At 68.3% G+C, this 11,847-nt stretch carries 9 protein-coding genes; 2 read left to right on the top strand and 7 right to left on the bottom strand.

Going from position 1 to position 11,847, the window contains the following annotated elements; all coding sequences use genetic code 11:
• Nucleotides 1-103 precede the first annotated feature (103 nt).
• On the top strand, nt 104-1,225 hold the full coding sequence (locus tag U9J41_RS05340; protein ID WP_322400670.1) for a GGDEF domain-containing protein: 1,122 nt from the start codon (nt 104-106) through the stop codon (nt 1,223-1,225).
• Between the two features lie 38 nt (nt 1,226-1,263).
• Here U9J41_RS05340 and U9J41_RS05345 read toward each other — a convergent pair whose 3' ends face one another.
• The 5 genes from U9J41_RS05345 to U9J41_RS05365 all read right to left on the bottom strand — a co-directional run bounded on the left by U9J41_RS05345 (nt 1,264) and on the right by U9J41_RS05365 (nt 7,060).
• Complete coding sequence (locus U9J41_RS05345; RefSeq protein ID WP_322400672.1) at nt 1,264-1,851, bottom strand: PEP-CTERM sorting domain-containing protein; 588 nt, start codon at nt 1,849-1,851, stop codon at nt 1,264-1,266.
• 21 nt (nt 1,852-1,872) lie between these two features.
• On the bottom strand, nt 1,873-4,356 hold the full coding sequence (locus tag U9J41_RS05350) for a cellulose binding domain-containing protein (RefSeq protein ID WP_322400674.1): 2,484 nt from the start codon (nt 4,354-4,356) through the stop codon (nt 1,873-1,875).
• Nucleotides 4,357-4,422: 66 nt separating this feature from the next.
• Nucleotides 4,423-5,130 carry a GH12 family glycosyl hydrolase domain-containing protein gene (locus U9J41_RS05355; RefSeq protein ID WP_322400676.1) on the bottom strand — a complete coding sequence of 236 codons (708 nt, stop codon included), beginning with the start codon at nt 5,128-5,130 and terminating at the stop codon, nt 4,423-4,425.
• 237 nt (nt 5,131-5,367) lie between these two features.
• Nucleotides 5,368-5,766, bottom strand: coding sequence for an alternative ribosome rescue aminoacyl-tRNA hydrolase ArfB (arfB, locus tag U9J41_RS05360; protein WP_322400678.1), 399 nt, complete (start codon nt 5,764-5,766; stop codon nt 5,368-5,370).
• Between the two features lie 16 nt (nt 5,767-5,782).
• A complete protein-coding gene (locus U9J41_RS05365; protein WP_322400679.1) occupies nt 5,783-7,060 on the bottom strand; it encodes a cyanophycinase in 1,278 nt (425 codons plus the stop codon).
• A gap of 111 nt (nt 7,061-7,171) precedes the next feature.
• Between U9J41_RS05365 and U9J41_RS05370 the strand changes: the two genes are divergently transcribed.
• Nucleotides 7,172-7,573, top strand: a complete 402-nt coding sequence (locus tag U9J41_RS05370; RefSeq protein WP_322400680.1) for a hypothetical protein — start codon at nt 7,172-7,174, stop codon at nt 7,571-7,573.
• A gap of 9 nt (nt 7,574-7,582) precedes the next feature.
• Here the strand turns inward: U9J41_RS05370 and U9J41_RS05375 are convergent, their stop codons facing one another.
• Both U9J41_RS05375 and U9J41_RS05380 read right to left on the bottom strand, forming a co-directional pair.
• Nucleotides 7,583-10,444: a glycosyl hydrolase 115 family protein gene (locus tag U9J41_RS05375; RefSeq protein WP_322400681.1), complete on the bottom strand. Its 2,862-nt coding sequence runs from the start codon at nt 10,442-10,444 to the stop codon at nt 7,583-7,585.
• 34 nt (nt 10,445-10,478) lie between these two features.
• The gene (locus U9J41_RS05380; protein WP_322400683.1) at nt 10,479-11,753 is read right to left on the bottom strand and encodes an SGNH/GDSL hydrolase family protein; all 1,275 of its coding nucleotides are present in this window, start codon (nt 11,751-11,753) and stop codon (nt 10,479-10,481) included.
• Between the last annotated feature and the right edge of the window lie 94 nt (nt 11,754-11,847).

The following is an 11,847-nucleotide window of genomic DNA, read 5'->3' on the forward strand; positions in this document are numbered from 1 at the left end:
TCATGCGAGAATAGCGACGGTATAAAAACTGGAACATGATGGCTGTGCGGGACACCGTCCCCTGATAAGATCAGCCGGCCATCACCGTTCCGTCCGTCGACTCATGAGATTCCACCCGCTCTCCGGCGAGTTCGCGCTGCCCGCGAACGAAGCCGCGTTCCTCGTCCACAAACTGCCGCAGACCCGCGCCCTGCTCGGCTTCACGCTCGTGTTCTGCACGGTGTTCTACCTGGCATTCGCCGCCTCGGACCTGGCCGCGCTGGGCTACGGCGCCGCCTTCCTGCGGTTGTGCGCGGCGCGCGCGGTCGTCGCCGCGACGGCCGGCACCTGCGCGTGGCTCGCCTACCGGCGGCCGCTCTCCGTCGCCGCGACGCGCCGCGCGGCATCCGCCGCGGAAGCCGTCGCGCTGGCGTGCTTCATGTTCATCGCCGTGCACCGGCCCGGCGAATTCCACTGGCACGCGATGTCGCTCGCGATCATGCTGATCGTGATCTACCTGTACATCCCGAACAGTTTCATGGGCGCCTTCGCGCTGGCCGCGGTCGCAACGGCCACCTTTCTCGCGCTGGCCCTGAAATACGGGCGGCTGACGGCGGCCGACGTCGTCACGATGATCATGCTGCTGGTGCTGGCGAACGCCTTCGGCGCGCTCGCGGCGCGGCGCTTCAACCAGGTGTCGCGCGAAGAATTCGAGGCGCGCACGCAGTTGCAGCACGCGGCCGCGCGCGACCACCTCACGGGCTGCTTCAACCGGCGCTACCTGCACGAGAACCTGATGCGGCCGGAACAGATGCCGGACGGCCAGTTGACGGTGGTGTTATGCGACATCGACCACTTCAAGCGCATCAACGATACCTATGGCCATGCGTGCGGCGACGCGGTGTTGCGCAGCTTCGCGGCGGCCCTCGGCCGGATGACGCGCGAGGAGGTCGACCGTGTCGTGCGCTATGGCGGCGAGGAATTCCTGGTCGTCCTGCCGGGCACCGACCTCGAGGGAGGCGTCCGGCTGGCCGAACGCCTGCGTACCCACGTCGCCGCCACGAGCATCCCGGCCCCGGACGGTCTGGGCAACGTGGCCACGACCGCCAGCTTCGGCGTGGCCTGCCTCCACGTGGCGCCGGACATGCGCCACGCGCTACGTGACCTGATCGCGGTCGCCGACAAGCTCATGTACGACGCCAAGCGTGCGGGACGTGACTGCGTCCGCGCGCTGCAACTAGGCTGATTTTTCCGGCGCGATGCTCTCGCGCCGGACGCTCAGGCTCACGCCGCGCGGCGCCGCCCCATCCATCCGACCAGTCCGAGGCCGAGTGCGAACAGGCCGCCCGGTTCCGGCAGCGCCGTATCGGCCAGTGTGAAGTCGTCCATCACGAAAAAGCCTTTGTCGCGCGTGATCACGAGGCGCGCCACGTCGTCGAACCGGGCCGCGACGAACGCCATGCTGTTCGTGATGCCCACGTCGCCCGTCGTGCCGATCAGCTGATTGGCTGCGTCGTAGGCGCTGATATTGATCGACGTGGCGCGGGTGCCGTTGATGTCCGGCGCCGCGAACCAGGCGCCGGCAAAGTCGAACCCGGCGCTGCTCGACACGGCCACGCTTTTCACGCTGAAGCCGTTGTTGACGAAATTGCTGCCGGAATGGGCCCCGTTGTCGTAGCCGCCGACCGTAGTCACACCCAGGAACCAGTTCTTGTCCCAGGTGAGGCCACCGTACGGATTGTTGGCGCCGATGGATGCGAGCTTGCCCTTGGCATCGAGATCGTCGAAGCCCAGTACGGTGGCGTGGGCCTGGACGCCCATCAGGACGCCGACGGCGAGGGTGGCGAGCGTGGCGAAATAGCGTACTTTCATATCATTCCTTGGGTGCGTGGTTCAGTTGCAGACGTCGCCGGTGACGACGGGGAGCGCGCTGCCGCTGACGGTGATGCCGAATTCCACCGTCGAGCCGGGGTAGATGACCGTGTTCCAGCTCTGGTTCGCGGTCGCGGTATAGGTGGGCGGCGTGCCGGTCACCAGAGCGTTCCACGAGCTCTGCACGACGGAGCCGTCGGTGTAGGTCCAGTTCACGGTCCAGCCGTTGACCGGGGCCGTGCCGTTGTTCGTGATCCGGATCGCCGCGTTGTAGCCGCCGCTCCAGGACGCCGTCACGACGTAGTCGCACCGGTTGACGGGTCCCGTGGCCGGCGGCGTCGTGGACGTCACCGGCACGACTGGCACCTCGCCGCCCTCGGCCGTCATGCCGTACACGAGACCGCGGCCGGAGGTGCCCATGTACACCGCGCCGTACGTGTTCATGTCGCCGACGACGAACTGGCCGTTGCCCGGACCGCCGTATTCGTGCTCGTCGTCGTTGACGCGGACCCACGTCACGCCTTTATCCGTCGAGCGCAGCATGCCGTGCACCGTCCCGACCGTGCCCCACATGTACAGCGCCGGATAATTCGTTCCCGGCGCCGCCTTGCCGATGCCGATCGCACCGCATGCCGCGACGGTATCCACCTTGGCGAAGTTGGCGCCGCCATCGACGGTGTGCGCGAGACCGCCACCGTTCAGGCACACCCAGACGTCGCCTTCGTGCGCAGGTACCGCACGGATCACGTTCGAGCCGCCGCCTGCCAGCGCCGACGCGACGGCGAACGAGGCGCCGCCGTCCGTACTGACGAGGAATTTGCCGTTATCGTAGGCATAGAATTTCGCCGGATTGACCGCGTCCGCGACCGGGCGGGCGCTGTTCGCCGTGAGGCCCGCGACCGGGGTCCAGCTCGTGCCGAAATTCGTCGAACGGTACGTCGTCGTGCCGTTGGCGGGGCTGTGCAGCAGGACGTAGCCGTCGGCGGACAGCGCGAGCTGCCCCTGGGTGCCATTCATCGTCCCCGCCTGGTTCCAGCTGGCGCCGCCGTTGGTCGTGTAATACAAGGCGTTGCCCGCGCGCGCCATCACCTGCGGGTTCAGCGCGGCCACCGCGAGGCCGGACGTGGTCCCCATGCGCGGCGTGTGGATCGCGCCATAGGTATCGACGTCGGGGTGGATGAAGCCGTCGTAATCGCCGATCGCCGACACCAGGGGCGCGCCCGCCACGCTCGCGGCGTTCAGCGGGACGGTTTCCTCCAGGCCCTTCACGTCGAACGTCCAGGTCGGCGTGGCCGCGTCGATGTCGGCACTCTTGAACAGGCCGTTGCCGGACGTGACCCAGACCTGGCGCGTGTCGAACGGATCGAACTCGATGTCGCCGGCCCAGTGGATCGCTTCCGTGCGGATCCAGTCGGCGCCCTGGCTGTCCATGCTGAAGCCGCGCTGCACGACGTCGCTCCACGTCTGTCCGCCGTCGCGGGTGCTGTAGATACGGTCGCCGTATGCACTGTCGTGCTGTAGCCGCCACGTGTTGATCGTCGATGCGACCAGGTGTTTCGGATCGTTCGGATCCATGCTCACGCCGCCGAACGCGCTCGTGATGCCGGGCGGCGTGATATTGGTCCAGTTGCCGCCGGCCGCGTCGTAGGCCCAGATCTGGCCCTGGTCCATCGGTTCCGACCCGGTGCCGTACGGACCGGCGCCGTTCGCGTAGGTGACCACGAGCAGGCCGTCCGGCGACAGCACGGCACGCTGCGGCATCAGGCCGGACGGTCCGCCTTCGACCGGGTCGAACGTGACCCCGCCGTCATAGCTGAAATACAGGTTCGGGCCGACCGAGCCGTAGCGCGACACGCCCACGAAGATGCGCTGGGCCCGGCCGCTGTCCACGCTGGTCGGATCGAGCAGCACGAAACTGATGCCGTTGTCGTTCGGCGTGCTGGTGACGGGCAGTCCGGCCAGCAGCTCCCACGTGGCACCGGCGTCCGTGCTGCGGAACAGGCCGTCGCGCCGCGTGCCGGCATAGACGACGGTGCCGTCGCCCGGATCGACCTGCAGTTTTTCGCCGGACTGGCGTCCCATGCCGTTGCCGTGCGCCTTGAACTGTGCCGAGACGTCGGTCTTCGCGAACGTCTTGCCGTAGTCGGTGGAATGCAGGACGATCGTCTTGCCGCCGCTGAGATAACTGGTACCGGCCAGCAGGTACACGTTGGCGGCGTCGTTCGGATCGACGGCCAGCGATTCGACACCGAGGTAGCCTGTCTCACCGTCGGACACCCAGTCCAGCAAGGGTTCCCACCGGTTGCCACCGGCATCGCGCCGGTAGGCGCCGCCCACGTCGGTGCGGGCGTAGACGACACCCCGCTCGGCCTTGCTGGCGACCACGCCGGTCACGTATCCGCCTCCTCCGATGGCCACGCTGCCCCAGTGGTAGTTTTCCGCCATGGCGGCTCCGCTGCACAACAACCCCGCCGCCAGCAACGCCGCGATCCGTTTCGATTTCATCCTGTCCCCTTGTTTATTGTATTTTTTGAATGGGCGACACGGCCTGGCCCGCGCCGCCCGGCCCGGTCAATAGGCGGTGACCGAGAAATTACGCGCGGCGTAATCCATGCCGCCCGACGACGACGTGATCTCGAACCCGTACTGGACGTCGCCGACGGTGACGTTGCCCATCCAGCCGAGGTTCTGCAGATAGCGCATGATGGCCAGGACGTCGACGGTCGTGTTGTTGGTCTTCGACGTGCGCAGGAACGAGAACACCATGTTGCCGCCGTTATTGCCGCGATAGACATTCCACGTGGCGCCGCCGACGTTCACGTTCGTGTACACGGGGATCGCACAACCTTGCGCCGTCCAGTTGTACGACACCGGCTTGACGTTGCCGCAGCCGGCCGACGTGCCCGTGTAGTTCAGCCACAGCATGATCTCGTTGGCGTGGTTCGAGTCCCAGATGTCGTACGTCGATTCCCACGCGCCGCCGGACGGCGTCGTGGCCGACACGACGGACGTCAGGCGCGACAGCGAACCCAGGGACTTGCCGACGTAGTAGCCGATATGCGGATAGGACTTGATGCCGCCGGTGTTCGGCTGGTTCGACCACACGCCCCAGTCGCTGGGCGAGTTGACCCACAACGTCTGCGGACCGGCGCCGGCGCCCCACACGTCGTTGTTGAAGCTGTACGCGCCCATCGTGGTCGACCCGTATTGCGCGGAGGTCGCCCAGGTTGCCGCCTGCGCCGGGGCGGCCAGGATTGCTGCAAGTGCTACAGCGGACATGCAAAATGTCTTCTTCATATAGTCTCCTTGATGTTCGCCCCGCATAGGGCGGGCCGGGCGTGCCGGTGTCCGCGGGCGGCGCCGGGGGCGTTGACGCCGCATTCTTATGATATCGATTTCATCGTAAGGACACTGATACGGGGAGTCAATCGAACTAACAGTTTTGTTAACCGCTATCATCGAGACATGCCATCTTCGTATGGCAAATGCGGATTTCGATATGGCTGAATGGAACGGTTACTCGCGCACCTTGCCGCGCAGCGCCTTGACCTCGCCGCTGCGCGACTTGGCCTCGAGCCTGCGCCGCTGCGAGCCGCGTGTGGGACGCGTCGGCTTGCGCACCGTCGGCACCGCGGCGGCCGCGTCGACCATGGCTTGCAGCCGCGCGAGCGCGTCCTCGCGGTTGCGCTCCAGGCTGCGCGCGCGCTGCGCCTTGATGACGACGACGCCCTCGCGCGTGATGCGCGCGTCCGCCTGCGCGCGCAGGCGCTCCTTCACGAACAAAGGCAGCGACGACGCGCCGATGTCGAAGCGCGCCTGCACGGCATTCGACACCTTGTTCACGTTCTGGCCGCCCGGGCCCTGGGCACGGATCGCGCTGAACTCGACGTCGTCCGGATCGATCACGATGGCCATGCCCGGCTCCCCCGCGTCAACGGACCTGCGTGCCCAGGATCGCGCCGTTCGCCGTGCCGTAGACGTACGGGCCGTTCAGCGACGAGCCGTCGCCGAAGGTCTGCGCGCTTTGCCGCGCCCAGTCCGACAGGTTGAACGCCGCCTGCACCTTGAAGCTGTACAGGGGCGCGGCCGGATACGGCGACGGCTGCGTGGGCTGGGCGCTGAGGCGGTAGACCTGGATGCCGCCGTTGTCGTTCAAGGGCAGCTTGGCGGCACACTGCGACGGCGCCCGCACGATCTTCGCGAAATAGGCGGAGTTCTGCGGCGTGTAGGGCGCAGTGGTGTTCTCCGCGTTGTACGGGTTGGCGACCAGCTGCGCCTTCGCGCTCCCGCGCGGGCCGGACACCAGCACGGCCGTCTCCTCGTCGATGCCGATGCCCAGCACCGAACCGGACGCCTCCAGCCCGCCGGGACAACCGTTGCCGATGCGGGCGACGAAGCCGAACAGCCGGCCCAGGCGGTCGCGCGTGTTGAAATGGTCGTCCGTGATCGTCTTTTCCAGCGTCGGAATGGCGAGGAAGCTCCCGGTCTGGACGAACTTCTTCGACGCGGTATTGAGGGGATCGATCGTCATGTATTTGTTGAACGGGTCGGCCAGCGCCTGGTCCGACGTCACGCTGCCGTTCAACGCGGCGAATGCGTACTGTCCCAGCATCGCGTTGCCGGCGCTGGTGCCGCCGACCGGAATGCCCGCGTTCACCGCCCGCTGCAGCGCCGTGTCCAGCGCGGTGCCCTGCCAGTTGTCATAGTAATCCGCCTGGTCGCCGCCGGCGATGAAGATCGCGCTGGCCCTCGCGATCACGCCCAGCACGAACGGGTCCGCGGCCCCCTTGCGGGTGGGGATCACGAGCGTTTCGACGGACGTCACGCCCAGGTCGATGCCGCCGACCGACTCGTAATGCCTGGGCGTCGTCGTATCGATCTGCCCGAGCCGGCTGTAGACGTAAGGATTGTACGCATCGGTCCCCGTCGCGCGGATGATGACGAACCTGCCGCCGGTGGCGCGCGTGATGCCCGCCCGGGCGATCATCCAGCGGAACGCCTCGGCCACGTCGTAGCCGCCGCCCATCAGCACGACCGACGGGGTGCAGGCCGTGTCGAAGCACGACGCCGGCTTCGCGCTCACCGGCGCGGCCGGCGCGCCGAGATAGCTGTACGTGTAGGTCGAGCCGGCGACGGCGGGCTGGATGGCGAGGAACGGCACGGCCGCGAGCAACGCCTGGCCTGCCTTCGTTTTGAGATTGGATGTCATGCGGGCTCCGTGTGGTTGGCAGGCCCAGCATATTATCTTTTTCATACCGCTGGAACCAGCGTTTCGATGTATCGTCACGTTTGGCCCCATTTTCACCGAAAGCACCACACGATGAGCTACGACCTGATGGTATTTGCCCCGGAAGCCGCGCCGTCGAAGCGCCCCGCCTTCCTCGACTGGTATGACGAACAGACGGAGTGGGACGCCGATCTCGCCTACGACGATCCCGCCGTCGCCACGCCGGCCCTGCAGGCGTTCTACGCCGACCTGTCCGCCGAATTCCCACCCATCCCCGACGACGGCACCGATGCCGACGGGGCGGCGGACTACACGATCGCACCGAGCCTGATCTACATGAACTTCGTCGACTGGGACCGGGTCGACGCGGCCTGGGAAGCCGTGCATCGCCTCGCGGCGAAGCACGAACTGGGCTTCTTCGACGTCAGTTCCGACCTCGGCGAAGTGTGGCTGCCCGACCGCAAGGGCGGCCTGCGCATCGCGCATGCCGATTAAACGCGCGGATCAATTCGCGCCGACGCGCGGGCTCTCCTGCGGTCCGAGATAGCTCGGCTTCAGGCCGCCCGCGTCGATCACGAGCCGCTGCAGCACGAGGCCCGGGTCGAGCGCCCAGAACTTCAGCGTGTGGCGGCCCGGCGCCTTCACGTCGAGCGCCGTCGTGAACTGGGCCACGCCGTCCGACACGATCGTTTCCCAGTGCTTCAACGATTCGTCGGCATGCACGTCGACGATCCGCGGCGCGTCGCCGTCGATCGAGACGGCATACCGGAAGCCCGCGCCCGGCCGGAATTTCAGCGTGGGCGCCAGCGTCGCCTGCACGTTCACCTTGCCCCCTTCGAACAGGTACACGTCGTACTCCAGGTGCATGCCGTCGGCGAGCGTCGCGGCGGCTGCATCGACGGGCAGCGTCGTCATGCCGGACAAGGTGCGGCCCAGGCCCGGCACGCGCAGCCATTCGCGGCCGCTCGGCGCGAACGCGCGGCTGTAGTGCTCCGCCTCGATCGCGACCGTGCCGCCCGTCTCCACGAAGCCCGCCACATTGGCGCCGCGCTCCTCCGCATGGCGCAGCGCGACGTCGATGGTCGCGGCCTGCCCGTCCGCACCACGCACGATCACGTGGCCGGCCGTCGCCCCGGCCGGCACCTGGTCCCAGCGCACGTCGACCGGGATCCGCTTCGTCCCGGCCGTCGTCCCGGCGGACTCGCCCAGCACGATCCAGGGCTGGTCCGCGCGGGCGGTCCAGGCCAGCGGCGCCGCGCCGCGGTCGAATACCTCGACGTAGCGCGCCGATTTGTCGAACGGCTCGAACGCCGGCAGGCGCAGGCTGGCCGCGGCCGGCCACGCGGCCTCGCTGCCTTCCACCGCCACGCCCAGCGCCGGTGCGGCGGGCAGCGTGATCTCGCGCACGTCCGGCATGATGTTGGTCGCGGGGTCGCGCCAGCTGGTGTAGCCGATGTGCGTCTGCGCCATCATGTGGTTCCACTTGCCGCCGTTGATCTCATGGTATTCGCGCGAGATCGCGGCGTCGCGCGCGAACAGGTCGCGGGCGCGCGCCGCGAGCTCGTTCGTGTCGGCGCGGCCCTGGGCGGCATGGATGCGGTTGGCCTGCACCGTCGCATACAGTTCACCGAGCGTGCCGGCCGCGCGCACGGGATGTTCGACGAGCTGGAAAAAGGCGTCGCGCTGCGCCGGCGCCAGCTTCGCCTTCACTTTCTCGGTGCGTGCGGCCAGGTCGCGCCAGTCGGCGACGATGCGCTCGGACTCGCGGTAATTCGTCGCGCTGTACGTGTCCGGCTCCAGCTGCTCCGGTTTGCGGCGGCCGTTGTAGCGGGCGTACGTCGCGACGATGTCGGCGATTTCCGCGGCATTGTCGGCGCCGAATTCGCGCGTCGCCCACAGCTTCAGGTAGTCGGGCAGGCGCGCCGCCGGCCACGCGGCCGGGTTCCATGCGTACGTGAGGAAGAATTCCGTCGGCACCTCCATCGGCTTGAGGTCACCCACGTTCACCACCCACAGGCGGTCCGCGCCGAGGCGCCACGCCAGGTGCATCTGTTCCCAGACCTTGGGCAGCGGCGTGACATTGATCCACTTGTACGAACGCGGGCCGCCGACGTAATCGAAGTGGTAATAGATGCCGGCGCCGCCGCTGCGCTTGCGCTCGTCGGGCGTCGGCAGGCGGCGGATATTGCCCCAGTTGTCGTCGCACCACAGCAGGGTGACGTCGTCCGGCACGCGCATGCCCTTCTCGTAATACTCCTGCACTTCCTTGTACAGTGCCCACACCTGCGGCACCTGGGCCAGCGGCTTGCCCATCGTTTTCGCGATCATGGCGCGCTGGTCGCCCACGATCTTTTCCAGCAGCGCGACGTTCGACTGTTCCGACATCGGCTCGTCGCCGTCGCCGCGCATGCCCAGGGTGATGACCTTCTCGAAGTCCTTCGAGCGGTCCAGGCCCTGCTGCCAGAAGTCGCGCAGCACCTGCTCGTTGCGGCTGTAGTCCCACGGACCCTTGCCGTACTTGGCCCATTCGGCGTGGGCGCGCATGAGCGGTTCGTGGTGCGACGTGCCCATCACGATGCCCATCTCGTCGGCCAGCGGGCCGTTTTCCGGATCGTCGTCGTAGAACGCATTGCCCCACATGGCGGGCCACAGGTAGTTCCCGCGCATGCGCAGGATCAGCTCGAACAGCTTGCCGTAGAACTTGTGGTTGAAGCCGCCGAATTTCTCCTTGGCCCAGCCGGACAGCGCCGGCGCCTCGTCGTTCAGGAAGATGCCGCGGTAGCGCACGACGGGCGCGTCGGCCACGCGCGTGCCGGCCGCCACGGCCAGCACGTCGTGATGCGGCGCCGGCACGTCGGCCCACCAGTTCCACGGCGAGACGCCGATCTGCTCGGACACCGTGTACAACCCGTAGATCGTGCCGCGCTTGTCGCTGCCCGCCACGACGAGGGCGCGCGCGACGCCCGGCCGCGGATTGCGCACGGCCTGCACGAGATAGCCTTCCCATTTGCCGCGCAGGCGCTTCGCATCGATCTTGCCGTCGCGCGCGAGGCTGTCGACCAGCGCGCTCTTGCCCAGCGTGCCGACGATGACGACGTCGCCGCCGCGCGCGACCGCGCCGCCCGCGTCCAGCAGCGCGGGACGGGCGCCGGACACGCGCGCGATATCGCCCTGCAGGTCCGCCGCCGCCCGCCGCACGCCCGGGAAATCGTTGCGGTCGACGACGATGCGCGCGGCCTGGCCGGCACGCGCCAGCACTATGGCGTCCTTGGCCGCGGCGAACGTCACGAAGGGGCGCTCCCCCAGCGCCCAGGCCGGATGCGCGCCGGCGACGGCCAGCACGGCGGCGGCGACGAGTGATTTCATAAGTCTCCTGATGTGATGAGTGTTCGTGCTGCGGTCAGCGCGCGCCGATGTGGCATGCCTTGAGCTGCTCCAGCGGCACGGCGTCGGCCATCGCCTGGTAGCCGGCCGGCGCCGACGGATGCAGGCCGTCGTTGTCCAGCGCCTTGCGCAGATGGTCGGGCCGGGCCGGGTCGCGCAGCGCCGCGTCGAAGTCGACGACGCCGTCGACGACGCCCGCGCTGCGGATCCACTGGTTGTACGCGAGCCGGTCGGCCTCGTTGTCCGGACCGGGCGCGTAATAGCCGCTGCCGCCGTACGGGGTGATCGTGGCGCCCAGCACGCACACGCCGCGCTCGTGGGCGCGCGCGACGATCTGGCGGTACGCCTGTTCCAGGTCGCCCACCAGGCGCGCCCGTTCGGCCGGGGTGTCTTCCTTGCTGCGGTGCTGCACGCCGAAGTCGTTCACGCCGATCATGACGATGGCGTGCGACACGCCCGGCCGCGCCAGCACGTCGCGCTCGAAGCGCGCGACGAGATTCGGACCCAGGCCGTCGCGCAACATGCGCCCGCCGCCAATGCCCGCGTTGACGACGCCGACGTCCGTCATGCCGGCGCCGCGCAGGCGCGTGGCGAGGCCGTCGGTCCAGCGCGCATAGGTATCGGGCTGGACGCCGTAGCCGTCCGTGATGGAATCGCCGATCGCGACGACCGTGTGCGCGCTGCCGCCTGCCAGCACCTCGACACCAGCGATCTGGTACCAGCGCGTGAACGTGTCGGCATGCGGCCAGCTCGCGGCCTGCACCTGGTTGCCCGGCACGCGGAAGCTCGTCGCGCGGGCGCCCGGGTGGCCGGTCTGGCGCGCCGGCGCCTGGGCGAAGTGCAGCGAGATGGCGAGGTCGGCGCCGGCCGCATGCGGCAGGTCGACGGGATCGCTCAGGTATTCGCCGCCGGCGGGAATCGTCACGCTCGCGGCGCCGCCGAAACGCAGCGCGCGCAGGCTGGCCGCGTCGACGTCGGCGCGGCCGGGCGCCGTCGCCAGCGCGACGCTGCCGGCGTCGATCACGAGGGGCGCCGTGCCGAACACGTTGCTGAGTTTGACGCGCAGACGGCGTGCGCCCAGCGACACGCGCACGACCTGGCGCAGGCTCGCATCCTGCCATTGCGCGGCGGGCAGCTCGTTCTGGCCCTCCGGCACCAGTTGCGCACTGCCCCAGGAGGCGACCCAATGCTCGCCGGCGGGTGGTTGGGAAGCCGTTCCGCCGGCGACGGCGGCGCAGCCGGCGAGGGACACGGAGAGGAGGCTGGCGGCCAGAATCGATTGACGCGACATCGTTATTCCTTCACACTGGGAAAAAATGGTTGCGCTACCATTCTAGTGTAGATAAATGTTACGAGCAACCAGATATATCGCTCATTTATGCCGG

Origin of the sequence: Massilia luteola, assembly GCF_034420155.1 — a bacterium.
GTDB lineage: Bacteria > Pseudomonadota > Gammaproteobacteria > Burkholderiales > Burkholderiaceae_D > Telluria > Telluria luteola.

Coding starts and splice junctions, on each gene's coding strand:
- U9J41_RS05340 (WP_322400670.1), top strand. CDS start 104: ATGAGATTCCACCCGCTCTCCGGCGAGTTCGCGCTGCCCGCGAACGAA.
- U9J41_RS05345 (WP_322400672.1), bottom strand. CDS start 1,851: ATGAAAGTACGCTATTTCGCCACGCTCGCCACCCTCGCCGTCGGCGTC.
- U9J41_RS05350 (WP_322400674.1), bottom strand. CDS start 4,356: ATGAAATCGAAACGGATCGCGGCGTTGCTGGCGGCGGGGTTGTTGTGC.
- U9J41_RS05355 (WP_322400676.1), bottom strand. CDS start 5,130: ATGTCCGCTGTAGCACTTGCAGCAATCCTGGCCGCCCCGGCGCAGGCG.
- arfB (WP_322400678.1), bottom strand. CDS start 5,766: ATGGCCATCGTGATCGATCCGGACGACGTCGAGTTCAGCGCGATCCGT.
- U9J41_RS05365 (WP_322400679.1), bottom strand. CDS start 7,060: ATGACATCCAATCTCAAAACGAAGGCAGGCCAGGCGTTGCTCGCGGCC.
- U9J41_RS05370 (WP_322400680.1), top strand. CDS start 7,172: ATGAGCTACGACCTGATGGTATTTGCCCCGGAAGCCGCGCCGTCGAAG.
- U9J41_RS05375 (WP_322400681.1), bottom strand. CDS start 10,444: ATGAAATCACTCGTCGCCGCCGCCGTGCTGGCCGTCGCCGGCGCGCAT.
- U9J41_RS05380 (WP_322400683.1), bottom strand. CDS start 11,753: ATGTCGCGTCAATCGATTCTGGCCGCCAGCCTCCTCTCCGTGTCCCTC.